At 36.0% G+C, this 25038-nt stretch carries 38 protein-coding genes; 34 read left to right on the forward strand and 4 right to left on the reverse strand.

Features of this window, described 5'->3' with window-relative positions; translation table 11 throughout:
- Window positions 1-26 precede the first annotated feature (26 nt).
- The 4 genes from radC to LBU54_RS13550 are packed head-to-tail and all read left to right on the forward strand — an operon-like array spanning window position 27 to window position 3542.
- Complete coding sequence (radC, locus tag LBU54_RS13535) at window positions 27-725, forward strand: RadC family protein (RefSeq protein ID WP_224530893.1); 699 nt, start codon at window positions 27-29, stop codon at window positions 723-725.
- Window positions 725-2020 (forward strand): polysaccharide deacetylase family protein, encoded by a 1296-nt coding sequence (locus tag LBU54_RS13540; RefSeq protein WP_224530895.1) that lies wholly within the window; start codon window positions 725-727, stop codon window positions 2018-2020. Before radC ends, LBU54_RS13540 begins: the two co-directional genes overlap by 1 nt.
- Entirely contained in the window at window positions 2017-2700 is a 684-nt protein-coding gene (locus LBU54_RS13545; RefSeq protein ID WP_224530898.1) for a YjjG family noncanonical pyrimidine nucleotidase, read from the forward strand. The genes LBU54_RS13540 and LBU54_RS13545 overlap by 4 nt, the downstream gene beginning before the upstream one ends.
- Window positions 2700-3542 (forward strand): hypothetical protein, encoded by an 843-nt coding sequence (locus LBU54_RS13550; RefSeq protein ID WP_224530900.1) that lies wholly within the window; start codon window positions 2700-2702, stop codon window positions 3540-3542. The genes LBU54_RS13545 and LBU54_RS13550 overlap by 1 nt, the downstream gene beginning before the upstream one ends.
- Here the strand turns inward: LBU54_RS13550 and LBU54_RS13555 are convergent.
- Complete coding sequence (locus tag LBU54_RS13555) at window positions 3539-4816, reverse strand: replication-associated recombination protein A (protein WP_224530903.1); 1278 nt, start codon at window positions 4814-4816, stop codon at window positions 3539-3541. The genes LBU54_RS13550 and LBU54_RS13555 overlap by 4 nt on opposite strands.
- Window positions 4817-4928: 112 nt before the next feature.
- Between LBU54_RS13555 and LBU54_RS13560 the strand changes: the two genes are divergently transcribed.
- Window positions 4929-5669 carry a rhomboid family intramembrane serine protease gene (locus LBU54_RS13560; protein ID WP_224530906.1) on the forward strand — a complete coding sequence of 247 codons (741 nt, stop codon included), beginning with the start codon at window positions 4929-4931 and terminating at the stop codon, window positions 5667-5669.
- On the opposite strand, the gene rlmB is transcribed toward LBU54_RS13560, so the two are convergent.
- The 3 genes from rlmB to LBU54_RS13575 all read right to left on the reverse strand — a co-directional run bounded on the left by rlmB (window position 5666) and on the right by LBU54_RS13575 (window position 9846).
- Window positions 5666-6400 (reverse strand): 23S rRNA (guanosine(2251)-2'-O)-methyltransferase RlmB, encoded by a 735-nt coding sequence (rlmB, locus tag LBU54_RS13565; RefSeq protein ID WP_224530909.1) that lies wholly within the window; start codon window positions 6398-6400, stop codon window positions 5666-5668. The two genes, LBU54_RS13560 and rlmB, sit on opposite strands and share 4 nt — an antisense overlap.
- A gap of 62 nt (window positions 6401-6462) precedes the next feature.
- Window positions 6463-8100 carry an aryl-sulfate sulfotransferase gene (locus LBU54_RS13570; RefSeq protein ID WP_224530911.1) on the reverse strand — a complete coding sequence of 546 codons (1638 nt, stop codon included), beginning with the start codon at window positions 8098-8100 and terminating at the stop codon, window positions 6463-6465.
- A 57-nt stretch (window positions 8101-8157) separates the two neighbouring features.
- Complete coding sequence (locus tag LBU54_RS13575; protein ID WP_224530914.1) at window positions 8158-9846, reverse strand: BamA/TamA family outer membrane protein; 1689 nt, start codon at window positions 9844-9846, stop codon at window positions 8158-8160.
- 178 nt (window positions 9847-10024) lie between these two features.
- Here LBU54_RS13575 and rpsL point away from each other — a divergent pair, with 178 nt between their 5' ends.
- The 29 genes from rpsL to rpsK all read left to right on the forward strand — a co-directional run bounded on the left by rpsL (window position 10025) and on the right by rpsK (window position 24948).
- The gene (gene rpsL, locus LBU54_RS13580) at window positions 10025-10399 is read left to right on the forward strand and encodes a 30S ribosomal protein S12 (protein ID WP_114299995.1); all 375 of its coding nucleotides are present in this window, start codon (window positions 10025-10027) and stop codon (window positions 10397-10399) included.
- 21 nt (window positions 10400-10420) lie between these two features.
- Window positions 10421-10897, forward strand: coding sequence for a 30S ribosomal protein S7 (rpsG, locus tag LBU54_RS13585; protein WP_224530927.1), 477 nt, complete (start codon window positions 10421-10423; stop codon window positions 10895-10897).
- 5 nt (window positions 10898-10902) lie between these two features.
- Window positions 10903-13032: an elongation factor G gene (fusA, locus tag LBU54_RS13590; protein ID WP_224530940.1), complete on the forward strand. Its 2130-nt coding sequence runs from the start codon at window positions 10903-10905 to the stop codon at window positions 13030-13032.
- A gap of 11 nt (window positions 13033-13043) precedes the next feature.
- A complete protein-coding gene (gene rpsJ / locus LBU54_RS13595) occupies window positions 13044-13349 on the forward strand; it encodes a 30S ribosomal protein S10 (protein WP_007650482.1) in 306 nt (101 codons plus the stop codon).
- 124 nt (window positions 13350-13473) lie between these two features.
- Window positions 13474-14091, forward strand: coding sequence for a 50S ribosomal protein L3 (rplC, locus tag LBU54_RS13600; RefSeq protein ID WP_224530942.1), 618 nt, complete (start codon window positions 13474-13476; stop codon window positions 14089-14091).
- On the forward strand, window positions 14091-14720 hold the full coding sequence (rplD, locus tag LBU54_RS13605; RefSeq protein ID WP_224530954.1) for a 50S ribosomal protein L4: 630 nt from the start codon (window positions 14091-14093) through the stop codon (window positions 14718-14720). The genes rplC and rplD overlap by 1 nt, the downstream gene beginning before the upstream one ends.
- Window positions 14721-14727: 7 nt before the next feature.
- Window positions 14728-15018, forward strand: a complete 291-nt coding sequence (gene rplW / locus LBU54_RS13610; protein ID WP_224530957.1) for a 50S ribosomal protein L23 — start codon at window positions 14728-14730, stop codon at window positions 15016-15018.
- Window positions 15019-15028: 10 nt separating this feature from the next.
- Window positions 15029-15856 (forward strand): 50S ribosomal protein L2, encoded by an 828-nt coding sequence (gene rplB, locus LBU54_RS13615; RefSeq protein ID WP_224530960.1) that lies wholly within the window; start codon window positions 15029-15031, stop codon window positions 15854-15856.
- Window positions 15857-15866: 10 nt separating this feature from the next.
- On the forward strand, window positions 15867-16145 hold the full coding sequence (rpsS, locus tag LBU54_RS13620; protein ID WP_224530973.1) for a 30S ribosomal protein S19: 279 nt from the start codon (window positions 15867-15869) through the stop codon (window positions 16143-16145).
- Between the two features lie 5 nt (window positions 16146-16150).
- Window positions 16151-16558, forward strand: coding sequence for a 50S ribosomal protein L22 (rplV, locus tag LBU54_RS13625; protein WP_224530985.1), 408 nt, complete (start codon window positions 16151-16153; stop codon window positions 16556-16558).
- 9 nt (window positions 16559-16567) lie between these two features.
- Entirely contained in the window at window positions 16568-17278 is a 711-nt protein-coding gene (rpsC, locus tag LBU54_RS13630; protein ID WP_224530988.1) for a 30S ribosomal protein S3, read from the forward strand.
- A 20-nt stretch (window positions 17279-17298) separates the two neighbouring features.
- Window positions 17299-17718 (forward strand): 50S ribosomal protein L16, encoded by a 420-nt coding sequence (gene rplP, locus LBU54_RS13635; RefSeq protein ID WP_224530990.1) that lies wholly within the window; start codon window positions 17299-17301, stop codon window positions 17716-17718.
- A gap of 12 nt (window positions 17719-17730) precedes the next feature.
- The gene (rpmC, locus tag LBU54_RS13640) at window positions 17731-17922 is read left to right on the forward strand and encodes a 50S ribosomal protein L29 (RefSeq protein ID WP_224530993.1); all 192 of its coding nucleotides are present in this window, start codon (window positions 17731-17733) and stop codon (window positions 17920-17922) included.
- Between the two features lie 17 nt (window positions 17923-17939).
- Entirely contained in the window at window positions 17940-18197 is a 258-nt protein-coding gene (gene rpsQ / locus LBU54_RS13645; protein ID WP_076620340.1) for a 30S ribosomal protein S17, read from the forward strand.
- A gap of 2 nt (window positions 18198-18199) precedes the next feature.
- Window positions 18200-18568 carry a 50S ribosomal protein L14 gene (gene rplN / locus LBU54_RS13650; RefSeq protein ID WP_094969253.1) on the forward strand — a complete coding sequence of 123 codons (369 nt, stop codon included), beginning with the start codon at window positions 18200-18202 and terminating at the stop codon, window positions 18566-18568.
- A 12-nt stretch (window positions 18569-18580) separates the two neighbouring features.
- Window positions 18581-18892, forward strand: coding sequence for a 50S ribosomal protein L24 (gene rplX, locus LBU54_RS13655; protein ID WP_224530996.1), 312 nt, complete (start codon window positions 18581-18583; stop codon window positions 18890-18892).
- Window positions 18893-18894: 2 nt separating this feature from the next.
- Window positions 18895-19446, forward strand: a complete 552-nt coding sequence (gene rplE, locus LBU54_RS13660) for a 50S ribosomal protein L5 (protein ID WP_224530999.1) — start codon at window positions 18895-18897, stop codon at window positions 19444-19446.
- A 2-nt stretch (window positions 19447-19448) separates the two neighbouring features.
- Window positions 19449-19718 (forward strand): 30S ribosomal protein S14, encoded by a 270-nt coding sequence (gene rpsN, locus LBU54_RS13665; protein ID WP_188375182.1) that lies wholly within the window; start codon window positions 19449-19451, stop codon window positions 19716-19718.
- A 106-nt stretch (window positions 19719-19824) separates the two neighbouring features.
- A complete protein-coding gene (rpsH, locus tag LBU54_RS13670) occupies window positions 19825-20223 on the forward strand; it encodes a 30S ribosomal protein S8 (RefSeq protein ID WP_224531017.1) in 399 nt (132 codons plus the stop codon).
- Between the two features lie 12 nt (window positions 20224-20235).
- Window positions 20236-20778, forward strand: a complete 543-nt coding sequence (rplF, locus tag LBU54_RS13675) for a 50S ribosomal protein L6 (RefSeq protein ID WP_224531020.1) — start codon at window positions 20236-20238, stop codon at window positions 20776-20778.
- A 10-nt stretch (window positions 20779-20788) separates the two neighbouring features.
- Entirely contained in the window at window positions 20789-21145 is a 357-nt protein-coding gene (gene rplR, locus LBU54_RS13680) for a 50S ribosomal protein L18 (protein WP_224531039.1), read from the forward strand.
- Window positions 21146-21151: 6 nt separating this feature from the next.
- The gene (gene rpsE / locus LBU54_RS13685; RefSeq protein ID WP_224531043.1) at window positions 21152-21676 is read left to right on the forward strand and encodes a 30S ribosomal protein S5; all 525 of its coding nucleotides are present in this window, start codon (window positions 21152-21154) and stop codon (window positions 21674-21676) included.
- 12 nt (window positions 21677-21688) lie between these two features.
- The gene (gene rpmD, locus LBU54_RS13690) at window positions 21689-21868 is read left to right on the forward strand and encodes a 50S ribosomal protein L30 (RefSeq protein ID WP_224531046.1); all 180 of its coding nucleotides are present in this window, start codon (window positions 21689-21691) and stop codon (window positions 21866-21868) included.
- Between the two features lie 16 nt (window positions 21869-21884).
- A complete protein-coding gene (gene rplO, locus LBU54_RS13695; RefSeq protein WP_224531048.1) occupies window positions 21885-22337 on the forward strand; it encodes a 50S ribosomal protein L15 in 453 nt (150 codons plus the stop codon).
- 10 nt (window positions 22338-22347) lie between these two features.
- Window positions 22348-23709, forward strand: a complete 1362-nt coding sequence (gene secY / locus LBU54_RS13700; RefSeq protein ID WP_224531051.1) for a preprotein translocase subunit SecY — start codon at window positions 22348-22350, stop codon at window positions 23707-23709.
- A gap of 9 nt (window positions 23710-23718) precedes the next feature.
- A complete protein-coding gene (gene infA, locus LBU54_RS13705) occupies window positions 23719-23934 on the forward strand; it encodes a translation initiation factor IF-1 (RefSeq protein WP_007094967.1) in 216 nt (71 codons plus the stop codon).
- A gap of 26 nt (window positions 23935-23960) precedes the next feature.
- A complete protein-coding gene (gene ykgO / locus LBU54_RS13710; protein ID WP_008269159.1) occupies window positions 23961-24077 on the forward strand; it encodes a type B 50S ribosomal protein L36 in 117 nt (38 codons plus the stop codon).
- A gap of 2 nt (window positions 24078-24079) precedes the next feature.
- Window positions 24080-24454, forward strand: coding sequence for a 30S ribosomal protein S13 (gene rpsM / locus LBU54_RS13715; RefSeq protein ID WP_224531053.1), 375 nt, complete (start codon window positions 24080-24082; stop codon window positions 24452-24454).
- 110 nt (window positions 24455-24564) lie between these two features.
- Window positions 24565-24948 carry a 30S ribosomal protein S11 gene (gene rpsK, locus LBU54_RS13720; RefSeq protein ID WP_224531054.1) on the forward strand — a complete coding sequence of 128 codons (384 nt, stop codon included), beginning with the start codon at window positions 24565-24567 and terminating at the stop codon, window positions 24946-24948.
- Window positions 24949-25038 lie beyond the last annotated feature (90 nt).

Genomic DNA, 25038 nt, shown 5'->3' on the forward strand with positions numbered 1-25038 from the left:
AAATTACAATTTTTTATCTTTAGTGCATGTCAGAAAAACCAAGTTCGTTTTCAATAAAAAATTGGTCTCAAGATGATCAACCGCGCGAAAAATTAAGAGATAAAGGGAAAAAGGTTTTAAGTGATGCAGAATTACTAGCCATTTTAATTGGTTCAGGTAGTAGAGAAGAAAGTGCTGTAGATTTATGTAAGCGAATACTCGCCAGTGTTGACAATAACTTAAATGCACTAGGTAAACTCTCAATAAAACAATTAATGGAATTTAAGGGTATTGGTGAGGCTAAAGCCATTACCATTGTTGGAGCTTTAGAACTTGGAAGAAGAAGACGCATGGAAGATGCTGTGATATTAAATAAAATCACTTCGAGTAAATCTGTTTTTGAGGTCATGCAGCCCATTTTGGGCGAACTACCTCATGAAGAATTTTGGATTTTGTATTTAAATAACTCCAACAAAATCATTAATAAAAACCAGCTAAGTAAAGGTGGTATTACAGGAACATTAGTGGATATAAGATTAGTATTAAAAACTGCTTTGGAAAACGGGTCAACTGCATTGATTTTATGCCACAATCATCCATCCGGAACCTTAAAGCCCAGTCAGGCAGACAAAGACATAACCGTAAAATTGAAGAAGGCATCAGAAAGTTTGGATATTAAGGTGTTAGACCATCTTATTATTACAGAGCAGGCCTACTTCAGTTTTGCAGATGAAGGATTGATTTAATGCTTTTAGTTTACACACATAAAATAACGCCACGACTTAAATACACCTTCAATCACATTTGTAAGAGGATTTTGGATGTAGATGTAAAGTATACTTCTAAAGTAGAAGATTTTATTGCTCACGAAAGCATAAAAATGTCTTACACTAAACAAGCACTGAGTAGTGAATTATTCGTTAGAAGCCATTCTCTTCTTTTTGAACAGGGACTTTCTGACATTGATATTAATGTTCAATCTTGGGAAGATACTAAAGGTTTTTTTCCCACAGGTGAAGGCAGTGATTTGCCTTATGATATTTTTGCAGCCTCTTTTTACCTATTAAGTAGATACGAAGAGTATTTACCACACGTTAGGGACGAATTTGGCAGATTTATGGCAAAAGAAAGTCTAGCGTACACGCATAGGTTCTTAAACCAACCTATTGTAGATATTTGGGCTTATAGGCTTAGAGATCTGCTAGTTAAAAAATTTCCAAAATTCAAGTTTAAAGAAAGAAGGTATAATGTTAGACCAGTTATTGACGTACCTATGGCATATTTTTTTAAGAAAAAAGGTTTGTTGAGAACTATAGGAGGTACCTTAGCGGATATTGGGCGATTACGATTTAGACAATTATACCAGCGCTATTCGGTTTTAATGGGTTTTAAGCGTGATCCTTATGATACGTTTAAATGGATTACTACAAAGCAAAAACAATCCAAAAGTAAATTTGTAGTGTTGTTTTTGCTGGGAGACTATTCTACTTATGATAAAAACATAAGTCCAAATAAAAAGGAATTTGTATCCTTAATTAAGTCCGTTGCGGATTATTGCGAAGTTGGTATTAAAGCTTCGTATTTTGCTTTGGAAGATATTTCTATTTTAAAGAAAGAAAAACAGAAAATAGAATCCATAATAAATAAGGACTTATGTGCCATAAGGCATTCATTTTCCAAGCTGAATTTACCGAAATCATACAGGAATCTAGTAGAACTAGAAATACATAACGATTACACCATGGGCTATGTAGATACCCTAGGATTTAGGGCTGGAACATGTACGCCTTTTCAGTTTTACGATTTGGACTACGAGGTACAAACGCCATTACAAATAAATCCTTATCAGTGTATGGATTTTGCTTTGTTAAAGTACCAATCACAATTAGACAAAACGGAGCACCTGCAAAAACTTATAGACCAGATAAAGGCGGTTAATGGTACATTTACACCAATATTCCATAATTACACATTTAGCGACTCTGAACGATGGAAAGGGTACAGAACATTGTTTAATTTAATACTAGAATCTGAAGAATGAAAAACGGAATAAAGCATATTTTTTTTGATTTAGATCACACGCTTTGGGATTTTGACAAAAATTCTGGCTTGACTTTTAAGAAAATCTTTAAACAAAATAAAATTGATGTTGAATTAAGCGAATTTCTTGAGGTTTACGAACCCATAAATCTCAAATATTGGAAATTATATCGTGAAGAGCGTGTTACAAAACCAAATCTGCGCTATGGAAGACTAAAGGAGGCGTTCGATGCAATTGGTGTAAATGTTTCGGACGAAAAAATAAATCTGCTATCCGTAGCTTATATTGAGTATTTAACCACATTTAATCACCTTTATGACGGCACAATAGAGATACTCGAATACCTCCAATATAAGTACCATTTGCACATAATTACTAATGGTTTTGAAGAAGCTCAGGAACGAAAAATGAGGAATTCTAACATAAGGACGTATTTCAAAACCGTTACAAATTCTGAAATGGTAGGTGTAAAAAAACCCAACCCAAAAATCTTTAATTTTGCGCTTCAACAAGCTAATGCATCATCAGGAGAAAGTATTATGATTGGTGATAGTATCGAGGCAGATATTGAAGGGGCAGTAAGCGTTGGTATGCGCGCTATTTTGTTCAACCATAGGAATAGTCAAACCAATAAGGTTGAAGTTATACAACATTTAAATGAATTAAAAAATCATCTCTAATGAAAAAGTTTTTTCTACTACTACTAATCTTATCCTTTACATTAACCAAAACAAATGCACAGGCAAAAGTCAATACATACAAATACGTGATCGTGCCACTTCAATATAAATTCTTAAAGGGTCAAAATGCTTATCGCCTTAATACGCTCACAAAGCAATTGTTTTTGAAAAGTGGTTATGAGGTGTATTACGATAACCAATTGTTGCCAGATGATGTTTTTGAAGACAGGTGTCTCGCTATGTATGTCGATGTTAATGAGGTTGACAAGGGCTTCAGACTAACCAATTTAGAGATAGAGCTAAAGGATTGCAGGGGTAAACTTATATTGAAGTCTGATTTAGGAACGTCTGGCATAAATATGCATGAAGAAAGGTATCAAACTGCACTCAGAAATGCGTACGAAACCGTAAATGATAGACTCTTCTACCAAGAAAATAGTAAACTGTATTCTTCAGAATCAGAAACTGTAATAGCAGATGTTCAAAATGAAATTGAGGAGACGGTAAATACTAATGTTGTTGCAACTTCAAATAAGAAAATGAAGACCACAAAAGAATCTAAAATAGACGATAAATTGGAAAGCAGTACCAAATTGACCGAGGACAATACTGATAAAGAAGAAACACCAATGATTGTTTTCTACGCAAAGAAAATAGAAAACGGTTTTCAACTGGTTAATCAAGAACGAAAAACTGAAATGGTTTTATTAAATACTGCACTAGATAATGTTTTTTTAGTCAAAGGAGGGGACGCTATAGTATTTAAAAAAGAGGGTGATTGGATACTTTCAAAAAATGGAAAAGATGGAGTTCAGGTAGTGTCTTTAAACATTAAATTTTAGTAGCCGTATTTATCTTTCCACAAAGTTCTGAGGTGTTTTCTCATAGCCTCTTCTCTTGCATTGTTTCCAGGATTGTAGAGTATCGTATTGGAGATTTCTTCAGGCATGAATTCATGCATGGTAAAATTATTAGCGTAATTGTGGGCGTATTTGTAGTCATCACCATAACCGAGCTCTTTCATAAGTTTCGTCGGTGCATTTCTAATTGAAAGTGGAATTGATAAATCGCCTGTTTCCCTCACCAAGTGTTGAGCTTTGTTAATTGCCTCGTAGGAAGCGTTACTTTTTGGAGAGCTTGCCATATAAGTAGTACACTGACTTAAAATAATTCTAGACTCAGGATTGCCCACGACTGAGACTGCTTGAAATGTATTATTTGCAATTACCAGTGCTGTTGGATTTGCATTGCCGATATCTTCACTTGCCAAAATAATTAGTCGCCTCGCAATAAATTTAACATCTTCACCACCTTCAATCATTCGAGCTAGATAATATATTGCGGCATTCGGATCACTACCGCGAATAGATTTAATAAATGCGGAAATAATATCGTAATGCTGTTCGCCGGTTTTGTCGTATCGCACCGCTTTAGACTGTACTTGTTTCATTACAAGTTCATTGGAAATACTAATGGATTTACCATCTAATGACATTACAATTAACTCAAAAATGTTGAGTAATTTTCGTGCATCACCTCCTGACAGTCGCAGTAATGCCTCAGTTTCCTTTAATTCAATGTCTAATTTAGATAAAACGTCATCTTCTTTAATTGCTCTTTTTAATAGTGATTCAAGATCTTCCTTATTAAATGCATTGAGCGTATAAACCTGGCATCGTGAAAGTAGTGCAGCGATTACTTCAAAGCTGGGATTTTCGGTTGTGGCACCAATTAAAGTAACCCAGCCTTTCTCAACAGCTTCAAGTAAGGAATCTTGCTGTGATTTACTGAATCTATGTATTTCATCAATGAATAAAATCGGATTTTTTGCTGTGAACAAACCGCCACTTTTTTTTGCTTTTTCAATAACCTCTCTAATATCCTTAACTCCAGAATTTATGGCACTTAACTTAAAGAATGGCCGTTGGGATTCGTTTGCAATTATATTTGCTAGAGTGGTCTTACCAATACCTGGAGGACCCCATAATATCATTGACGGAATTACACCGCTTTTTATTTGCTGATATAACATCCCATCTTTTCCTACTAAATGTTGTTGACTTAAATAATCATCTAATTGTTTAGGCCTTAGTCGTTCAGCTAGAGGTGTATTCATGCCTTAAAAGTACAAAATGCTGTTCAAAAACAATTGCCTAAAATTGTAGAGGAAGTGACAATATTTCAGATTCCTCCAATTTGGTTTTAAATTTGGTGATAAGGTTAATACCATGGCAAAAGAGCAACAGTTCAAATATTCTACTAGTGTAATTATATATCCACTTACCATTCTTTTAAGTATTTGGTTGGTCTTTTGGTACCAAGCAAGAGTGGATTATAGCATAAAAGCTTTTGGAATAAGACCACACAAATTAGAAGGATTACTAGGTGTATTTTCAAGTCCTTTTTTACATGGGGACATAAACCATTTGTACAATAATTCCATCCCACTTTTTGTGCTTTCATTGGCTCTTTTCTATTTCTACAAAAAAATAGCTTGGAAAGTGATAGTTTACGGTATATTATTATCTGGTTTACTAACATGGTTTATTGCAAAATCGGGTAATCATATAGGTGCAAGTGGTTTAATTTATGTTTTAGTTAGCTTTATTTTCTTCAAGGGTATTTTTGCAAAACATTACAGACTCATTGCCCTATCCTTAATGGTTGTTTTTTTGTACGGAAGTTTGATTTGGTATGTATTTCCGGTAAAAGTAGGAATGTCTTGGCAAGGCCATCTAGGAGGCCTAATAACTGGTTTGCTATTCGCAATAATATTCAGAAAGCAGGTGGCAAAACCAGAGCGCTACTATTGGGAGCAACCAGGCTACGATGAAGAAAACGATCCGTTTATGAAACATTTTGATGAAAATGGTAATTTCATTGAATTTGATCCGCCAGATGAGGCGATTTCTACCACAGAGCATAATAATATCGAAGTTAAATACGACTTTAGAGAGAAAAAGGATTAAGCCCTTTGCCTAACAGCTTCGTATAGAAAAGCGCCACATGCTACTGATACATTGAGTGACTCAATTTGGCCTAGAATAGGAAGTTTAGCATGTTCATCTGCTGCTTTCAAAACCGATGGATTAATACCTCTTCCTTCGGATCCCATTATTATTGCACATGGCTCATCAAGAGAAATATCATAAATCAATTTATTAGCCTTTTCTGTCGCTGCGATTACTTTAATACCCGAAGACTGAAGGTGATAAACCGCATCTTTAATGTGATCTACTTTACAGATAGGGATTTTAAATATTGCACCAGCACTAGTTTTAATCGTATCACCATTTATTGGTGCTCCACCCTTCTTTTGAATAATAATTCCAGAAACACCTGTGCACTCTGCAGTCCTTACAATTGCACCAAAATTTCTTACATCGCTTAATTGATCCAATAGTAAAAACAAAGGAGTTTTTCCGGACTCAATTACATTTAAAACGAGGTTATCTATATGGTGAAATTCAATTGGTGAAATATGGGCAACAGCACCTTGATGATTACCACGAGATAACCGATTGAGTTTTTCGATTGGTACGTAAGAGGTATTAATACCCTCTGATCGTAAAAGTTGCTCCAGTTCTTGGAATAGTTCGCCGCGAGATCCTTTTTGCAGAAATACCTTATCTATACTTTCTCCAGACTTAATAGCCTCAATAATTGCTCTAATTCCAAATACTGTAGTTTCATTTTTCATGTGGTAAAGGTATAAAAAAACCATCCTCATAAAGGATGGTTGATAAAATACGTTTTGACGCTTTAATTTTTAATTATGCGTTTATTCACTACAGAATTATTAGTGAAAATTCTTAATAGATAAATCCCATTTTGTTGGTTGCTCAAATCAATTTCGTCGTTGTAGGTCCTAGTAACTATCTCACCTAATAGATTTGTTACTTCAACTTTTAAAATAGGTATTCGACTTTCAACAGTTATTTTATCTTTTGTTGGATTTGGATAGATATTTACCAAATTAATATCAAATTCTTCAATACTTAAATTATCACATGGTGATAAATTAGGGTTAATCTCGAGAGGTTGTCCTGGCGTTAAATCTCTACCTACAAAAGCAGGGTAATCAATTCCATATTTTAATGCCCTGAACGTTAGATTACCTGTTGCATTATCATTTTGAGGCGTTGAAGTTCCATTAATATTGTTGATTGGATTCACATATTCCCAAACCTTATTATCATTACTATCCAATTCAAAGAAATAGCCTTTATTACCTTCGCACACCAGTATATTTCCGTTTGGAAGCTGTTGTGCGTTACTTACTATTACAGAGTAAAAATCTGAGGGATCGGAACCTGGTTCAGAATAAGTGTAATCTGATGTCAAGGGCCCATATGCCGTACCTGGTGTGTAGTCAAATACACCAAGTGATGTTTCAGGAGGGGAAATAATATCTACTTGTGAAAATTCAGGAGAACGCTGAAATCCATTATTAAACAATATTATTTTACCTTCATTTGGTAAACCGCTCGGTATGAAATAAGGTGTATGTTGGCCAAATAGAGTTCTATCTGCTTCCGTACCTTGTCTATATGCCTGCGGATTTCCCCATCTATAAAGCAGATCGCCACCTCTACCGTAGGTTCCGCCAGAACCGGTGGCAGCTTCGGCCGTAGTAGTAGAGTGATCAATTACATAGATTTCGCTGACCCGTCTGGAGCTAATTGTTATTTGATCACGTTCCTCATTGTATTGGATAGAATTGACATGTAACCAATTGTTTCCGCCAGAGCCATTATTAATGAAATTGATATCAAGTTTTTCAGGATGATCAGCAACCACACCAAAGTTTTGTTTGGTGTTGTCAAAATCTTGGATTAGATGATCAAAAATATTCCATTCCCAAACAATGTTTCCAGTTGTTGTACCTAAAACAGGTTCAACTTCTATAATTTGTTGATTATACAATTCGCCATCAGGTAACAAAGCAGGATCTCTCCCCATATCTATAGCGTCCTGACCAGATACAACAGTCGCTGCCAAAATAAGTACGTTGCCATTTGGAAGAGGGTGTGCGTCGTGATGTTGGCGAAATTGATTGGAGCTATATGTAAATGACCAGATTATGTTGCCATCCCAATCAAAGAGTTCCACGATACCACCCTGTCCGCCAAAACCTATATTACTACTACCGTCATCTAACCTTCCTGCCCTTAGCAAATTACCATTAGGCAATAGATAAACAGAGTTTCCTGGTAAATAAGCGCTGTTCCATTCATTGACCACCTCGCCACAATTGTTAATTAAATAGGCTTTTGTGTGTATATTAAATAGAGTATAGCCGTCATAAACATCATTGGTTACGGATATAATCCCCACAGTATTTTGACTAAAGCTTAAGTACGTTATTAAAACGGCAAAGTAGAGTAATTTTTTTAGCATAGAAACAATTTACATTGGCTGTAAATATACTTATAAATGTCAAATTTGGCCTAAATTTTAAAAGGTGGCTGTTAGACTTATGTGTACCTTAGAATCTGCAAGTCTAAATTGTCTATTTTCGGATTTACCACTAGAATAATTTAATCGAAACAGTCCCGCGTTGGTTAATAATCCGAGTCCAAAACCAAAACCAAAAAGTTTTTCTTTATTCTGGGTTAAATCATTTTCAAAATATGCGGCATCAAAAACAGAATGCACATAGATAGTATTACTGAGCCTATAACGATACTCTGTATTAAGGACACCATACAGATTGGCCACTAGACTGTTTTCTTCAAAACCTCGAATTGAATTGATTCCTCCAAACCTAAAAAGCTCATTGTCCAGGTAATTGTCTGAAACAAGTACGGCGCCATTTATTCTTGTAAATATGCTATTTCTGTTATTTAGGTTGAAAATTTTATAGGTATCTATTCGATAGAGGCTCTGATTTGTTTTACCGAGATCATTATTTCTGTTGCCAATGCCAGAGGATAGGTCAATCCAAAAATTATAAGGAAAAAGTGGATCATAAAATTGAGGCTTGTTAAATGTATAGTTCACCGTGAAATAATTTGAGCTATAGTCGTTTAGAATAGAAGTGTCCTGATCTAACAAATTACTAGAGTTAACGGCATTAATACCAACTCCAATTTTATGTAAGGCATTAATTTGATAATTAATATTTGCAGTCTGAGTAACAGTAATAAAGGTAGAATCCTTTCTAAAAATATTAAGGCCAAGATCTAAACCAATGGGTGATTTAAACAGAAAGGGCAGACTTGTATTTATTCTAAATGTTTGTTGATCAATTTCATCACTTTTATAAAACAGGTTTAAGGTTTCACCAAAATTTAAATTATTGATTAGTCTTAAATCAAGGTAGCCATCAAATTCTAATCGATTGGTATTTTCATTGGTTCCAAAACCGAGGAATCCATCAAAATTATTAGACCTAGCTTTTTCAATGTACAAATACAATGTTGTGGAATCTTTTGTGAAGAGAACCTCGGGGTCCTTTATTTTATTAGCAAATCTCAGATCTTCCAGCTGTTCAACTTTCTCTTTTATTTCGTTTAATCGAAACGATTGTTTTTCCTTTAATTTCAGGAAATGTTTAATGTAAGATTTTGGGAAATTGTCGTAACCTTTTACTATGATTTTATCTATTCGCCTTTTTTCGTTTATAGTAATGGAGATATCAGACACCAGTAGATTTGGATTCAACTTCTCGATGTTTTTAAGTTGAAGAGAGGAGAAGGGATCGCCTTGTTCTGCAATCGAAGTGTTTAAAGTCATCAGAACAGATTCGAGACTTGTTATACCAATGTCAAAGTAATTTTCACCTTTTACGTGATCTACTAGATTAAGTAAGTCAAGATTAAAATTTGCATCGTATCTTATCCTTATTTTGTCAATTTTGTTTCCCAAATATATGAATGCTTCATAAAGCGTGTCATTTTTCTTTGTAACCGATTCTATTTTTGTGTCGATATAACCATTTCGTGTTAAGCGCTTTCTAAATCTAGAGATCTCATTAGAAAGTGATTTATAGTTTTCAAATAAGGAATTGTATCCAAGAGAATCGATTAGTTTAAGTTCTTTGTCCGATTTAGAAAGAATATTAAGTTTAATGGTTTGGCTGTGAGTTTGATTTATGCAAATCAAAAAGAAAAGAAATAGAAAAAAAGCATTAAATCCTTTCATTATTTAAAAGACGGTAATTCAATTTAGTTAACGTAAAAATAGACCTTAATATATACGTTCGAAATAAAAGTTTGATTTTCTAGTCAAAATTAATTCAATAGTGTTTGATTAATTAATATATATTTCTACCTTTGCAGCCCTCTAAAGTGAGGGATAATTAAATTTTTTTTAGAAATATATGCCAACAATTTCACAATTAGTACGAAAAGGAAGAGCCAAAATAACCAAGAAGAGTAAATCGGCTGCTTTAGATTCGTGTCCGCAGAGACGTGGTGTATGTACTCGTGTTTATACAACAACACCTAAGAAACCAAACTCAGCAATGCGTAAGGTAGCAAGGGTGCGTTTAACAAATGGAAACGAGGTTAATGCATACATCGGAGGTGAAGGTCACAATCTACAAGAGCACTCGATAGTATTGGTTAGAGGTGGAAGGGTAAAAGATTTACCAGGTGTTAGATATCACGTTGTACGTGGCGCTTTAGATACAGCAGGTGTATCTGGCAGAACGCAACGAAGATCTAAATATGGTGCAAAACGCCCTAAGAAGTAATTTAAACTTTAAGAAGAAGACATGAGAAAAAGACAAGCGAAAAAAAGACCGCTTTTACCAGACCCAAAATTTAATGATCAGTTAGTAACACGTTTTGTTAACATGATGATGTGGGACGGTAAAAAGTCTGTGGCGTTTAAAGTATTCTATGATGCGATTGATATCGTTGAAGAGAAAAAGAATGATGACGAAAAAACAGGCTTAGAAATCTGGAAAGAAGCTTTATCAAATGTGATGCCTCACTTAGAAGTGCGTAGTCGTCGTGTTGGTGGAGCAACATTCCAAATTCCAATGCAAATTCGTCCAGACCGTAAAGTCTCAACTGCAATGAAATGGTTAATAGGTTATGCTCGTAAGAGAAATGAAAAATCTATGGCACAAAGATTAGCATCTGAAATCCTAGCTGCTGCTAAAGAAGAAGGTGCTGCTGTAAAGAAGAGAGTAGACACTCACAAGATGGCAGAAGCAAATAAAGCATTCTCACATTTTAGATTTTAATTGAAATGGCACAAAGAGATTTAAAATATACAAGAAACATAGGTATTGCAGCACATATTGATGCTGGAAAAACTACGACTACAGAGCGTATTCTTTATTACACAGGTGTATCGCATAAAATAGGAGAAGTACATGACGGTGCTGCCACTATGGACTGGATGGAGCAAGAGCAAGAAAGAGGTATTACTATTACTTCTGCTGCAACTACATGTACTTGGAATTTCCCGTTAGAAAATGGACAACCTACACCAGACACAAAAGGATACCACTTTAATATAATCGATACTCCTGGTCACGTAGATTTTACTGTAGAGGTAAATCGTTCTTTACGTGTACTAGACGGATTAGTTTTCTTATTTAGTGCAGTTGATGGTGTTGAGCCTCAGTCTGAAACTAACTGGAGATTAGCAGATAACTATAAAGTGCCACGAATTGGTTTTGTGAATAAAATGGACCGTCAAGGATCTAATTTTATGGGAGTATGCCAACAGGTAAAGGATATGTTAGGGTCTAACGCTGTGCCAATTGTAATGAATATTGGTGACGAGATGGACTTCAAGGGTATTGTTGATTTGGTTAAGAACCGTGCAATTGTATGGCACGATGAAACTCAAGGAGCAACATTTGATGTAATTGATATTCCAGAAGAACTTAAAGCAGAAGCTGCGCAATTAAGAGCTCAGCTTATTGAAGAAGTTGCTACTTATGATGAAAATCTTCTTGAAAAATTCATGGAAGATGAAGATTCAATCACCGAGGAAGAAGTACATGCAGCATTAAGAGCGGCAGTTATGGATATGTCTATCATACCAATGATTTGTGGATCTGCCTTTAAAAATAAAGGTGTACAGTTCTTGCTAGACGCTGTTTGCCGTTACTTGCCTTCTCCAGTGGATAAAGAAGCAATAGTAGGAACACAGCCAGGGACAGATAAAGAGATAGCACGTAAGCCAGATGTTAAAGAGCCTTTTGCCGCATTAGCGTTTAAGATTGCCACAGATCCGTTTGTAGGTCGTTTAGCATTCTTTAGAGCATACTCTGGTAGATTAGATGCTGGGTCTTATGTTTTAAATAATAGATCAGGTAAAAAAGAGCGTATTTCACGTATCTACCAAATGCACTCTAATAAGCAAAATGCGATAGAATACATCGAAGCTGGTGATATTGGAGCTGCAGTTGGTTTTAAAGATATCAAAACAGGTGATACCTTATCGGATGAAAAAGCGCCAATCGTTTTAGAGTCTATGGATTTCCCTGATCCAGTAATAGGTATTGCAGTTGAGCCTAAGACAAAGGCAGATGTAGATAAGTTAGGTATGGCATTGGCTAAGTTGGCTGAGGAAGATCCAACATTTACGGTGAGAACAGATGAAGCATCTGGCCAGACAATTATATCTGGTATGGGAGAGCTTCACTTAGATATTATTGTAGACCGTCTTAAACGTGAGTTTAAAGTAGAGGTAAACCAAGGTCAACCTCAGGTAGAGTACAAAGAAGCAATTACACAACGTGCGCAACACAGAGAAGTTTATAAAAAGCAATCTGGAGGGCGTGGTAAATTCGCTGATATTGTGTTTACGCTTGAACCAGCTGAAGATGGTAAGCAAGGTTTAGAATTCGTTTCAGAAATCAAAGGTGGTAATGTTCCTAAGGAATTTATTCCATCTGTAGAAAAAGGATTCAAAATGGCAATGGTTAATGGTCCATTAGCTGGTTACGAGGTAGATGCTATGAAAGTTACCCTAACTGATGGTTCATACCATGATGTTGATTCAGATCAATTGTCATTCGAATTGGCTGCAAAATTAGGATTTAAAGCGGCTGCTAAAGCTGCCAAAGCTGTAATCATGGAGCCAATAATGAAATTAGAAGTGTTAACTCCTGAGGAAAGTATGGGAGATATTGTAGGTGACCTTAACCGTCGTCGAGGCCAAGTAAACGACATGAGTGACAGGGCAGGTTCTAAAGTTGTTAAGGCGAATGTGCCATTGTCAGAAATGTTTGGTTATGTTACTGCATTAAGAACGTTATCATCTGGTAGAGCAACGTCAACTATGGAATTCTCACACTATGCTGAAACACCTCAGAATATTTCTGAAGAAGTAATTAAAGCGGCAAAAGGAGTTGAAGCTTAAAATTTTAGAAAATGAGTCAAAAAATTAGAATAAAATTAAAGTCTTACGATCACAATTTAGTAGATAAGTCTGCTGATAAAATCGTAAAAACAGTAAAAAGTACTGGTGCTGTAGTAACTGGGCCAATTCCATTACCTACACATAAGAAGATTTTCACTGTATTACGTTCACCACACGTGAACAAGAAGTCAAGAGAACAGTTTCAGTTAAGCTCTTATAAGAGATTATTGGATATCTATTCTTCAAGTTCAAAAACAATTGATGCTTTAATGAAACTTGAATTACCAAGTGGTGTTGAAGTTGAGATTAAGGTATAAGTAAGATTAACATGTCCCACCGATGCGGTCGAGGGAAAAACGGTAAAAATACAATTCAAGGCTGAAGCGTATTTTCAGCCTTGAGTTTTAAACGATAAAAAGTAAATAATTAATAAATAATAATATGTCTGGGTTAATTGGAAAAAAAGTCGGTATGACCAGCATTTTCGATGAAAATGGAAAGAATGTTCCATGCACAGTAATCGAAGCAGGTCCATGTATCGTTACCCAAGTCAGAACTGAAGAAGTTGATGGCTACAATGCTGTTCAACTAGGTTTCGATGACGCGACAGAAAAAAGCGCTTCTAAAGCGGCCTTGGGCCATGCTAAGAAAGCGGGTACTTCTGTTAAACGCAAAGTCGTTGAATTCAAAGGTTTTGAGGAGGAGTACAAATTAGGAGATGCTGTAACAGTAGAGCATTTTGTAGAAGGAGAATTCGTTGATGTATCCGGTACCTCAAAAGGTAAAGGTTTTCAGGGTGTTGTAAAACGTCATGGATTTGGTGGTGTTGGACAAGCAACGCATGGTCAACATAACCGTTTAAGAGCTCCTGGTTCTATTGGTGCTGCTTCATATCCTGCACGAGTTTTCAAGGGAATGAAGATGGCAGGTAGAATGGGTGGCGAAACAGTTAAAGTTCAAAATTTAAGAGTTTATAAAGTAGTTCCTGAAAAGAACTTACTTGTGGTTAAAGGATGTGTTCCTGGTCATAAAAACTCTTATGTAATTATTGAGAAGTAATGAAAGTAGCAGTTTTAGATATAAACGGAAAAGACACTGGTAGAAAAGCTGAGCTTTCTAAAGAAGTGTTCGCTATAGAGCCTAATAATCATGCTGTGTATTTGGATGTTAAGCAATATTTGGCTAATCAAAGACAAGGTACGCACAAGGCTAAGGAAAGAGCAGAAATTGTAGGTAGTACACGTAAGATTAAAAAACAAAAGGGTACAGGTACGGCCAGAGCTGGTAGTATTAAATCCGGAGTGTTCAAAGGTGGTGGTCGTATGTTTGGACCGAGACCAAGAAATTACGGTTTTAAGCTTAATAAAAATGTTAAGCGATTAGCACGTAGATCTGCATTGTCAATAAAAGCAAACGACAAGTCAATAATGGTATTAGAAGACTTCAGTTTTGAAGCTCCAAAGACTAAGAATTTTGTCAATGTATTGAAAGCACTTGAAATAGAGAACAAAAAATCTCTGTTTGTATTGGGTGACACAAATAATAATGTATATTTGTCGTCCCGCAATTTAAAGGGTTCAGAAGTCATAAAAGCTTCAGAATTAAGCACTTATAAAATAATGAACGCTAATAAAGTTGTTCTATTAGAAGGTGCATTAGAAGGAATTGAAACGAATTTAAGTAAATAGAACAACGATGAGTATCTTAATCAAACCTATCATCACTGAAAAAGCAACTACGCAAAGCGAGTTGTTAAATGCATACGCATTCGAGGTGAACACAAAGGCAAACAAGGTAGAAATCAAGAAAGCAGTTGAAGCTGCCTATGGTGTTTCTGTTGAAAAAGTTCGAACTATAAATGTCCGTCCAGATAGAAGAACGCGTTATACAAAAACGGGAATTCAACATGGTAAAACAAATGCTGTTAAAAAGGCAATTGTACAACTGGCGGAAGGTGAAACAATAGATTTATACGCTAACATGTAATTAGACAAGAATGTCAGTTAGAAAATTAAAACCGATTACATCAGCCCAGCGTTTTAGAGTAGTAAATGGATTTGACGCAATTACTACTGATAAGCCGGAGAAAAGCTTGCTTGCTCCGAAAAAAAGGTCTGGTGGTAGAAACAGTCAAGGAAAAATGACCATGCGCTATAAAGGTGGTGGTCACAAAAGGAAGTACCGTATCATTGATTTTAAGAGAAACAAAACTGGAATACCAGCTGAGGTAAAATCAATTGAGTATGATCCAAACAGAACAGCTTTTATTGCGCTTTTAAATTACCAAGATGGTGAAAAACGTTATGTAGTCGCCCAAAATGGTTTAGAAGTAGGGCAAAAAGTAGTTTCTGGAGAAAGTGGTATTGCACCAGAAATTGGTAACGCAATGCCATTAAGTGAAATTCCATTAGGTACAATTGTATCTTGTATAGAATTACACCCAGGACAAGGAGCTGTTATGGCACGAAGTGCTGGTGCATTTGCTCAGTTAATGGCTAGAGATGGAAAGTTTGCAACAATTAAATTGCCTTCTGGAGAAACGAGAATGGTATTAGCAACTTGTATGGCGACGATAGGTGTTGTTTCTAATTCAGACCATCAGTTAATTGTATCAGGTAAAGCTGGTAGAAGTAGATGGTTAGGAAGACGTCCACGTACTAGACCAGTAGTGATGAACCCTGTAGATCACCCTATGGGTGGTGGTGAAGGTAAGTCTTCAGGTGGTCACCCAAGATCAAGAAATGGTATACCTGCAAAGGGTTACAGAACGCGTTCTAGGTCGAAAGCGAGTAATAAGTATATTGTAGAACGTAGAAAGAAATAAGTAAGATAGTATGGCACGTTCATTAAAAAAAGGACCTTATATCCACCATAAATTAGAGAAGAAAGTTGCTGAGAATGTAGCATCTAACAAAAAGACAGTAATTAAAACATGGTCAAGAGCCTCAATGATATCTCCGGATTTCGTAGGCCAGACAATTGCCGTTCATAACGGTCGTCAATTTGTACCGGTTTATATTACTGAAAATATGGTAGGTCACAAATTAGGAGAATTTTCACCAACAAGATCTTTTAGAGGTCACGCGGGTGCAAAAAATAAAGGTAAAAAATAAGAATCATGGGAAGTCGTAAAAAACAAATGGCTGAAGCTATTAAGGCAGAGAAAAAGCAGGTTGCTTTTGCTAAGCTAAATAACTGTCCTACATCTCCAAGAAAGATGCGTTTGGTAGCAGATATTATCAGAGGCGAAAAGGCAGAAAAAGCGCTTCATATTCTTAGATTTAGCCAAAAGGAAGCTGCTCGAAGGTTAGAGAAACTTGTTATGTCTGCTATTGCAAACTGGCAGGCAAAGAATGAGGACGCAGACGTAGAGGAAGCGGGCTTATTCATTAAGGAAATTAGAGTAGATGGTGGGACAATGTTAAAGCGTTTACGTCCTGCTCCTCAAGGTAGAGCACACAGAATAAGAAAAAGATCAAATCATGTAACAGTGATTATTGATTCATTAAACAAAACACAAAGCTAGAACAGAGATATGGGACAAAAAACAAATCCAATCGGAAATCGCTTAGGAATTATCAGAGGATGGGAATCGAACTGGTATGGAGGAAACGATTATGGTGATAAACTTGCCGAAGACGATAAGATTAGAAAATACGTACATGCTCGTTTGTCAAAAGCTAGTGTGAGTAGAGTAATAATTGAGCGTACGCTTAAACTTGTAACCGTTACTATCACTACTGCAAGACCTGGTATTATTATCGGTAAAGGCGGTCAAGAGGTAGATAAGTTAAAAGAGGAGCTTAAAAAGATTACTGGAAAAGAAGTTCAATTGAACATCTTTGAAATTAAAAGACCTGAACTAGATGCGCATCTAGTGGCTGCAAGTGTTGCCCGTCAGATAGAAAGCCGAATCTCTTACAGACGTGCAATAAAAATGGCTATCGCAGCAGCAATGCGTATGAATGCTGAAGGAATCAAGATTCAGATAAGTGGTCGTTTAAACGGTGCTGAAATGGCACGTTCGGAGCACTATAAAGAAGGACGTATTCCGTTATCTACATTTAGAGCTGATATTGATTATGCTCTTGTTGAAGCACACACTACCTATGGTAGATTAGGTGTTAAGGTGTGGATCATGAAGGGCGAGGTTTATGGAAAAAGAGAACTTTCTCCATTAGTTGGTCTTTCAAAGCAAAAAGGAAAAGGTGGACGTGGAGCAAAAAATCAACGTCGTAGAAAGTAATTTTTTAAAGAAAAGAAAAAATGTTACAGCCTAAAAGAACAAAATTTCGTAAGCAGCAAAAAGGTCGGATGAAAGGTAATTCCGGAAGGGGTCATTTATTATCAAATGGTACTTTTGGTATAAAGTCTTTAGATTCATCTTTTATAACTTCTCGTCAAATAGAAGCAGCACGTATCGCGGCTACACGTTACATGAAGAGAGAAGGTTCACTGTGGATTAAAATTTTCCCAGATAAACCAATTACAAAGAAACCTCTTGAAGTACGTATGGGTAAAGGTAAAGGTGCTGTAGAATATTGGGCAGCTGTTGTAAAACCTGGACGTATATTATTTGAAGTGAGTGGTGTGCCATTAGAAGTAGCTCAAGAAGCCTTGCGTTTGGCAGCACAGAAACTTCCAGTAAAAACTAAGTTTATCATAGCTAGAGATTACGAAGCTTAATAAAAAGAAATTATGAAGCAATCAGAAATTACAAAGCTATCTACAGCTGAGTTACAAGAAAAACTTAGTGAGACTAAAAAGAGTTATGCAGACCTGAAAATGGCTCACGCAATTTCTCCTTTAGAAAATCCAATTCAGTTGCGTGCCGTAAGACGTACTGTGGCTAGATTGGCAACTGAATTAACTAATAGAGAAGGACAATAATTGTATTCTGCTGAAAGATGGAAAAAAGAAATTTAAGAAAAGAACGTATAGGAGTTGTTACTAGTAACAAAATGGAGAAATCAATCGTGGTTTCAGAAGTTAAGAAAGTAAAGCACCCTATGTATGGTAAATTCGTGTTAAAGACAAAGAAATACGTCGCACACGATGAGAAAAACGACTGCAACGAAGGAGATACTGTAAAGATCATGGAAACAAGACCTATGAGTAAATCTAAATGTTGGAGATTAGTAGAAATAATTGAAAGAGCGAAGTAATTATGGTACAACAAGAATCTAGATTAAAAGTAGCGGATAACACAGGTGCTAAGGAAGTATTAACTATCCGTGTTTTAGGAGGAACCAAAAAGCGTTATGCCTCTGTTGGAGATAAAATTGTAGTATCTGTTAAAGATGCAACGCCAAACGGAAGTATTAAGAAAGGTGCTGTTTCTACAGCAGTTGTTGTACGTACGGCTAAGGAAGTTAGGCGTCCTGATGGTTCCTACATCAGATTTGACGATAATGCATGTGTATTATTAAACCCACAGGGTGAAATGAGAGGTACGCGTGTATTTGGTCCTGTTGCAAGAGAACTTCGTGATAAACAATTCATGAAAATTGTATCATTAGCACCAGAAGTGCTTTAATTGATAAATAAGATGACAAAGCTTAAAATAAAATCAGGAGATACTGTACAAGTAATTGCTGGAGACCATAAAGGATCTGAAGGTAAGGTGCTCAAAGTATTTAGAGATAAAAACAAAGCCATTGTTGAAGGTGTAAACATGGTTAAGAAACATACCAAACCAAGTGCACAAAATCCTCAAGGTGGAATTGTAGAGAAAGAAGCATCTATCCACATTTCTAATTTATCTTTACTTACTGGTAAAGGTGAACCAACACGTGTTGGGCATAGAATGGAAGGTGATAAAAAAGTAAGATTTTCTAAAAAATCTAATGAAGTAATTTAGTTATGGCTTACGTTGCAAGATTAAAACAAGAGTATCAGGATAAAGTAATACCTGCTCTTACAGAAGAATTTGGATACAAAAATGTGATGCAAGTTCCTAAACTTGAAAAGATAGTTTTATCTAAAGGTGTAGGAGCTGCTGTTGCAGACAAAAAGTTAATTGACCATGCCGTTGATGAGCTAACAAAAATTACAGGACAAAAAGCTGTTGCAACTATTTCTAAGAAAGACGTTGCCTCGTTTAAGTTACGTAAAGGTATGCCAATCGGTGCTAAAGTAACTTTAAGAGGAGAGCGTATGTACGAATTTTTAGACAGATTAGTTACTACAGCATTACCACGAGTTAGAGATTTTAACGGTATCAAAGCTAATGGTTTTGATGGTAGAGGAAATTATAACTTAGGTGTAACAGAACAGATTATTTTCCCAGAGATTGATATTGACAAAATCAATAAAATTTCTGGTATGGATATTACATTCGTGACTTCTGCTGAAACAGATAAGGAAGCAAAGTCATTATTATCAGAACTAGGATTACCATTTAAAAGAAATTAAATATGGCGAAAGAATCAATGAAAGCTCGTGAGGTGAAGCGAGCAAAAATGGTTGCTAAATATGCTGAAAAAAGAAAAGCTTTAAAAGAAGCTGGAGACTATGAGGCATTACAAAAGCTCCCAAAGAACGCATCACCAATACGTAAGCACAACCGTTGTAAACTTACTGGAAGGCCAAAAGGTTACATGAGACAATTTGGTATTTCCCGTGTAATGTTTAGGGAAATGGCTAATAAAGGGTTAATTCCTGGTGTGAAGAAAGCAAGTTGGTAACAATTGAGGAAGCGAGTAAGCTTCTGTACAATTATCAATATAATTATTGTATAATCGGGATTTAGGTTCGAAATGATTCGAAAACCATTTTCCAAAATTTAAAACTATGTACACAGATCCAATAGCGGATTATTTAACGCGAGTTAGAAATGCTGTGAAGGCCAACCATAGGGTTGTTGAGATTCCGGCTTCTAACTTAAAAAAAGAGATAACTAAAATATTGTTCGATCAGGGCTATATATTAAGTTACAAGTTTGACGATTCTTCGGTTCAAGGCACAATTAAAATTGCTTTGAAATACAACAAAGAAACCAAAGAGTCAGTAATCAAGAAAATTCAAAGAATCAGTAAACCAGGTTTACGTAAGTACGCTGGTGCTAACGAGATGCCTAGAATCTTAAATGGATTAGGTATTGCAATTGTTTCTACTTCTCATGGAGTTATGACAGGTAAACAAGCGCAAAGAGAAAACGTTGGTGGCGAGGTATTGTGTTACGTTTACTAAAAACAGGAAATTATGTCAAGAATAGGTAATAACCCAATAACAGTTCCTGAAGGCGTTACAGTTGAGATTAACGATAATGTAATTACTGCAAAAGGTAAATTAGGTGAATTGTCTCAAGAGTATTCAGATGTTGAAATAAAAATAGAGGACGGTACCATTTCGTTAACGCGTCCTTCTGAGAAGAAAGATCACAGAGCAAAGCACGGTTTATACCGCGCATTGATCGCTAATATGATAGAAGGTGTATCTAACGGATTTACCAAGCAATTAGAATTGGTAGGCGTTGGTTACAGAGCTTCAAATCAAGGTCAGAAGTTAGATTTAGCAATTGGTTTCTCGCACAATATTGTAATGGATATTGCACCAGAGGTGAAAGTTGAGACTATCACAGAAAAAGGTAAAAACCCAATCGTTAAATTAACATCTCACGACAAACAATTAGTTGGTCAGGTAGCTGCAAAGATTCGTAGTTTCCGTAAACCAGAGCCTTATAAAGGAAAAGGGATTAAGTTTGTTGGTGAGGAAATAAGAAGAAAAGCAGGTAAAACAGCTTAATAAATAAGTTATGGCATTGACAAAGAACGAAAGAAGAATAAGAATTAAGAACAGAATCCGCAAGGTTGTTTCAGGTACTGGAATACGACCAAGATTATCTGTTTTTAGAAGCAATAAAGAGATTTATGCTCAAGTTGTAAATGATGTAACTGGTGAAACTATAGCTGCTGCATCTTCAAGAGACAAAGACTTAGCAAAGTCAAAAGGAAACAAAACAGAGATTGCTGCATTAGTGGGCAAGGCGGTTGCTGAAAAGGCTTTAAAAGCAGGTGTTGAAACTATTTCTTTTGATAGAGGTGGTTATTTATATCATGGAAGGGTAAAATCATTAGCTGAAGGAGCTAGGGAAGCAGGACTTAAATTTTAAGACATTATGTATCAAAAATATAAAAACGCAGAGCTTGTTAAACCAGGCGGATTAGAATTAAAAGATCGCTTGGTAGGTGTACAGCGTGTAACTAAAGTAACTAAAGGTGGTAGAGCATTTGGTTTTTCGGCTATTGTTGTAGTTGGAGATGAGGCTGGTGTTGTAGGTCACGGTTTAGGAAAATCTAAAGATGTTGCAACTGCAATCGCCAAAGCAGTAGAGGATGCTAAGAAAAACTTAGTAAGAATACCAATTGTAAAAGGGACATTACCTCACGAGCAGAAAGGTAAATATGGTGGTGCAAGAGTAAATATTATTCCTGCTGCCCCAGGTACGGGAGTAATCGCAGGAGGTGCAGTAAGAACTGTTCTTGAAGCAGTTGGTGTACACGATGTATTATCAAAGTCTCAAGGCTCGTCTAACCCGCACAATGTTGTTAAAGCTACGTTTGATGCTCTTTTACAATTAAGAGACGCCAGAACAATTGCTAAAGATCGCGGTATTTCTTTAGAAAAAGTATATAACGGATAATCATTGGATAAGATGGCAAAGATTAGAGTAAAAAAAGTAAAAAGTGCAATAAACCGAACTAAAAAACAAAAGCTAACGTTAGAAGCTTTAGGTTTGAGAAAAATCGGGCAAGTAGTAGAGCACGATGCCACGCCAAATATCCTTGGTATGGTTAAGAAAGTTGAACATTTAGTTTCTGTAGAAGAAGCTTAAAAATATAAACTTAAGAATGGATTTAAGTAATTTAAAACCTGCAGAAGGTTCAGTTAAAAGTCAAGGCAAGCGTGTAGGTCGTGGTCAAGGTTCCGGTAAAGGAGGTACTGCAACAAGAGGACATAAAGGGGCAAAGTCGCGTTCAGGATATTCTAAGAAATTAGGATTCGAGGGCGGACAAATGCCATTACAAAGACGTGTTCCAAAATACGGATTTAAGAATATCAACCGTGTTGCTTACCAGGGTGTAAATGTGGATACCTTGCAACAATTGGTGGATGACAAGAAGATTAAAGACACGGTTGATTTTGAAACAATCGTTTCTTTAGGTTTGGCTGGAAAAAACGATCTAGTGAAAATCCTTGGAAGAGGTGAGTTAAAAGCCAAGTTAACTGTAACTGCTCATAAATTTACTGCTACGGCAAAAGCTGCTATTGAAGCTGCTGGTGGTGAAGCTGTAACTTTATAAGAACTATAGGATGAAGATAATAGAAACATTAAAAAACGTTTGGAAAATCACAGAGCTTAAGGATAGAATTATTTTAACCTTAGGCTTGTTATTGGTTTATCGTTTTGGTGCTCAGGTGGTATTACCTGGCATCAATATCGATGCGCTTGGTGGTTTACGAGCTGGTACTGACAGTGGAATATTAGGATTGTTAAATGCCTTTACAGGTGGAGCCTTTGCGAATGCTTCTGTATTTGCATTGGGAATAATGCCATATATTTCAGCATCTATTGTTGTTCAGTTAATGGGTATTGCAATTCCTTATTTACAAAAACTTCAAAAAGAGGGTGCAAGTGGCCAAAAGAAAATTACCCAAATTACACGCTGGTTAACAATTGGTATTTGTCTAGTCCAAGCACCTGGTTATTTGGCAACCGTGCCGAGCTTATCTGGTGCACCGTCCATGAGTACGCTTTTAATGCCAGGATTTAATGAAACAATATTTTACTTTTCTTCGGTAATAATTCTCGTTACAGGATGTGTATTTGCAATGTGGCTAGGTGAGAAAATAACAGACAAAGGAATTGGAAATGGTATTTCATTATTAATTATGGTTGGTATCATTGCAACATTGCCACAGTCGTTCATGCAGAATGCATTGTCAAGAACTGAGGGCAATGGAGGCTTTATGATGATATTAATAGAATTAGTTATTTGGTTCTTAATTATTTTGGCTTCTGTGTTCTTGGTTATGGCTGTTAGAAAAATTGCTGTACAATACGCAAGAAGAACTGCCTCAGGTGGATATGAAAGAAATGTATTTGGATCTAGGCAATTTTTACCGTTAAAGCTAAATGCATCGGGCGTAATGCCAATTATATTTGCTCAGGCTATAATGTTTGTACCTAGTCTAATTGGTGGATCATCATTATTGAAAGAAACCACTGCTGGTGCATGGATGCAAACTAATTTTTCTGACATCTTTGGTCTTTGGTATAATGTTGTATTTGGTTTGTTAATTATTGTATTTACTTACTTCTATACGGCTATTACTGTACCAACAAACAAAATGGCTGATGATTTAAAACGAAGCGGTGGTTTTATACCAGGCATCAGACCAGGTACAGAAACATCGGAATATTTAGATAAGATTATGTCGCAGATAACACTGCCTGGCTCTATATTCTTAGCACTTATTGCTGTGTTCCCAGCATTTATAGTTAAGCTTATGGGTGTTCAACAAGGGTGGGCATTGTTTTTTGGTGGTACATCGCTTTTGATTATGGTAGGTGTAGCTATTGATACAATGCAACAAATCAATTCATACTTACTTAACAAGCACTATGATGGTTTGATGAAAACAGGTAAGAATAGAAAAGCAGTTGCGCAATAAACAGGTATTATGGCAAAGCAAGCAGCAATAGAACAAGACGGAACAATAATAGAAGCATTATCTAATGCAATGTTCCGTGTAGAATTAGAAAACGGTCACATCGTGACAGCACACATTTCTGGTAAAATGCGTATGCATTACATTAAATTATTACCAGGTGATAAGGTAAAATTAGAAATGAGTCCTTACGATTTAACTAAGGCTCGTATAACTTATAGATACTAATAATTAGTATTTTAAAACTAATACAGATGAAAGTAAGAGCATCAGTAAAGAAAAGAAGCGCAGACTGTAAATTAGTACGACGCAAAGGAAGACTTTACGTAATTAACAAAAAGAATCCAAGATTCAAACAAAGACAAGGGTAATTATGGCAAGAATTGCAGGTGTAGACATACCAAAACAAAAAAGAGGAGTTATCTCTTTAACTTATATCTATGGAATAGGTAAAAGTAGAGCTAAGGAAATTTTAGCTACAGCTAAAGTTGATGAAGGCACTAAAGTCCAAGACTGGACTGATGATGAAATAGGCGCTATCCGTGAAGCGGTTGGGTCTTACAAAATCGAAGGTGAATTGCGCTCAGAAACCCAATTAAACATTAAGCGATTGATGGATATTGGATGTTATAGAGGTATTCGTCATAGAGCCGGACTTCCTCTAAGAGGACAACGTACTAAGAACAACTCTCGTACAAGAAAAGGTAGAAGAAAAACAGTTGCTAACAAGAAAAAAGTAACTAAATAATAATTAAAAAAGACATTAGTCATTAGTAATTAGTGGTTAGATGAATCTGTCTGAAATGTAAAAGTTTAGGATTCTAACAACTAAAAGCTGACAACTAGAAACTAAGAAACATGGCAAAGTCAAGTACAAAAAAACGTAAAGTGATTGTTGATGCAATTGGAGAAGCTCATATTACGGCATCTTTCAATAATATCATCATTTCTCTAACAAACAAAAAAGGTGACGTTATTTCTTGGTCATCTGCTGGGAAAATGGGATTTAGAGGTTCTAAAAAGAACACACCTTATGCTGCCCAGTTAGCAGCAGAAGATGCAGCTGCAGTTGCAAAGGAAGCTGGATTAAAGAAAGTAAAGGTATACGTTAAGGGTCCTGGGAATGGTAGAGAATCTGCCATAAGATCTATTCACAATGCTGGTATTGAAGTATCAGAAATAATAGATGTTACTCCATTACCGCACAACGGTTGTCGTCCACCAAAAAGACGTAGAGTATAAGTATCAATTTTCGCATTTATTGCGTAAATTTGCAAACTGAAAAATAAACAAGTATCACAGAGAGGTTAACGAGGGTAAGAGGATAAGCTT

The organism is Winogradskyella alexanderae (assembly GCF_020166335.1).
Taxonomy (GTDB): Bacteria; Bacteroidota; Bacteroidia; order Flavobacteriales; family Flavobacteriaceae; genus Winogradskyella; species Winogradskyella alexanderae.

What these genes read in the sequence shown, in the direction of transcription:
- LBU54_RS13570 (WP_224530911.1), bottom strand. Translation starts at nt 8,100, where the DNA reads ATGCTAAAAAAATTACTCTACTTTGCCGTTTTAATAACGTACTTAAGC.
- rplW (WP_224530957.1), top strand. Translation starts at nt 14,728, where the DNA reads ATGAGTATCTTAATCAAACCTATCATCACTGAAAAAGCAACTACGCAA.
- rpsK (WP_224531054.1), top strand. Translation starts at nt 24,565, where the DNA reads ATGGCAAAGTCAAGTACAAAAAAACGTAAAGTGATTGTTGATGCAATT.
- rpsH (WP_224531017.1), top strand. Translation starts at nt 19,825, where the DNA reads ATGTACACAGATCCAATAGCGGATTATTTAACGCGAGTTAGAAATGCT.
- rplE (WP_224530999.1), top strand. Translation starts at nt 18,895, where the DNA reads ATGGCTTACGTTGCAAGATTAAAACAAGAGTATCAGGATAAAGTAATA.
- infA (WP_007094967.1), top strand. Translation starts at nt 23,719, where the DNA reads ATGGCAAAGCAAGCAGCAATAGAACAAGACGGAACAATAATAGAAGCA.
- rpsL (WP_114299995.1), top strand. Translation starts at nt 10,025, where the DNA reads ATGCCAACAATTTCACAATTAGTACGAAAAGGAAGAGCCAAAATAACC.
- rpsJ (WP_007650482.1), top strand. Translation starts at nt 13,044, where the DNA reads ATGAGTCAAAAAATTAGAATAAAATTAAAGTCTTACGATCACAATTTA.
- rplF (WP_224531020.1), top strand. Translation starts at nt 20,236, where the DNA reads ATGTCAAGAATAGGTAATAACCCAATAACAGTTCCTGAAGGCGTTACA.
- rpsE (WP_224531043.1), top strand. Translation starts at nt 21,152, where the DNA reads ATGTATCAAAAATATAAAAACGCAGAGCTTGTTAAACCAGGCGGATTA.
- rplD (WP_224530954.1), top strand. Translation starts at nt 14,091, where the DNA reads ATGAAAGTAGCAGTTTTAGATATAAACGGAAAAGACACTGGTAGAAAA.
- rplP (WP_224530990.1), top strand. Translation starts at nt 17,299, where the DNA reads ATGTTACAGCCTAAAAGAACAAAATTTCGTAAGCAGCAAAAAGGTCGG.
- rplX (WP_224530996.1), top strand. Translation starts at nt 18,581, where the DNA reads ATGACAAAGCTTAAAATAAAATCAGGAGATACTGTACAAGTAATTGCT.
- rpsQ (WP_076620340.1), top strand. Translation starts at nt 17,940, where the DNA reads ATGGAAAAAAGAAATTTAAGAAAAGAACGTATAGGAGTTGTTACTAGT.
- rpsC (WP_224530988.1), top strand. Translation starts at nt 16,568, where the DNA reads ATGGGACAAAAAACAAATCCAATCGGAAATCGCTTAGGAATTATCAGA.
- LBU54_RS13545 (WP_224530898.1), top strand. Translation starts at nt 2,017, where the DNA reads ATGAAAAACGGAATAAAGCATATTTTTTTTGATTTAGATCACACGCTT.
- radC (WP_224530893.1), top strand. Translation starts at nt 27, where the DNA reads ATGTCAGAAAAACCAAGTTCGTTTTCAATAAAAAATTGGTCTCAAGAT.
- rpsG (WP_224530927.1), top strand. Translation starts at nt 10,421, where the DNA reads ATGAGAAAAAGACAAGCGAAAAAAAGACCGCTTTTACCAGACCCAAAA.
- rpmD (WP_224531046.1), top strand. Translation starts at nt 21,689, where the DNA reads ATGGCAAAGATTAGAGTAAAAAAAGTAAAAAGTGCAATAAACCGAACT.
- LBU54_RS13550 (WP_224530900.1), top strand. Translation starts at nt 2,700, where the DNA reads ATGAAAAAGTTTTTTCTACTACTACTAATCTTATCCTTTACATTAACC.
- fusA (WP_224530940.1), top strand. Translation starts at nt 10,903, where the DNA reads ATGGCACAAAGAGATTTAAAATATACAAGAAACATAGGTATTGCAGCA.
- rplO (WP_224531048.1), top strand. Translation starts at nt 21,885, where the DNA reads ATGGATTTAAGTAATTTAAAACCTGCAGAAGGTTCAGTTAAAAGTCAA.
- rplC (WP_224530942.1), top strand. Translation starts at nt 13,474, where the DNA reads ATGTCTGGGTTAATTGGAAAAAAAGTCGGTATGACCAGCATTTTCGAT.
- rplB (WP_224530960.1), top strand. Translation starts at nt 15,029, where the DNA reads ATGTCAGTTAGAAAATTAAAACCGATTACATCAGCCCAGCGTTTTAGA.
- rpsN (WP_188375182.1), top strand. Translation starts at nt 19,449, where the DNA reads ATGGCGAAAGAATCAATGAAAGCTCGTGAGGTGAAGCGAGCAAAAATG.
- LBU54_RS13555 (WP_224530903.1), bottom strand. Translation starts at nt 4,816, where the DNA reads ATGAATACACCTCTAGCTGAACGACTAAGGCCTAAACAATTAGATGAT.
- LBU54_RS13575 (WP_224530914.1), bottom strand. Translation starts at nt 9,846, where the DNA reads ATGAAAGGATTTAATGCTTTTTTTCTATTTCTTTTCTTTTTGATTTGC.
- secY (WP_224531051.1), top strand. Translation starts at nt 22,348, where the DNA reads ATGAAGATAATAGAAACATTAAAAAACGTTTGGAAAATCACAGAGCTT.
- rpsM (WP_224531053.1), top strand. Translation starts at nt 24,080, where the DNA reads ATGGCAAGAATTGCAGGTGTAGACATACCAAAACAAAAAAGAGGAGTT.
- rplV (WP_224530985.1), top strand. Translation starts at nt 16,151, where the DNA reads ATGGGAAGTCGTAAAAAACAAATGGCTGAAGCTATTAAGGCAGAGAAA.
- ykgO (WP_008269159.1), top strand. Translation starts at nt 23,961, where the DNA reads ATGAAAGTAAGAGCATCAGTAAAGAAAAGAAGCGCAGACTGTAAATTA.
- rplN (WP_094969253.1), top strand. Translation starts at nt 18,200, where the DNA reads ATGGTACAACAAGAATCTAGATTAAAAGTAGCGGATAACACAGGTGCT.
- rlmB (WP_224530909.1), bottom strand. Translation starts at nt 6,400, where the DNA reads ATGAAAAATGAAACTACAGTATTTGGAATTAGAGCAATTATTGAGGCT.
- rplR (WP_224531039.1), top strand. Translation starts at nt 20,789, where the DNA reads ATGGCATTGACAAAGAACGAAAGAAGAATAAGAATTAAGAACAGAATC.
- LBU54_RS13540 (WP_224530895.1), top strand. Translation starts at nt 725, where the DNA reads ATGCTTTTAGTTTACACACATAAAATAACGCCACGACTTAAATACACC.
- LBU54_RS13560 (WP_224530906.1), top strand. Translation starts at nt 4,929, where the DNA reads ATGGCAAAAGAGCAACAGTTCAAATATTCTACTAGTGTAATTATATAT.
- rpmC (WP_224530993.1), top strand. Translation starts at nt 17,731, where the DNA reads ATGAAGCAATCAGAAATTACAAAGCTATCTACAGCTGAGTTACAAGAA.
- rpsS (WP_224530973.1), top strand. Translation starts at nt 15,867, where the DNA reads ATGGCACGTTCATTAAAAAAAGGACCTTATATCCACCATAAATTAGAG.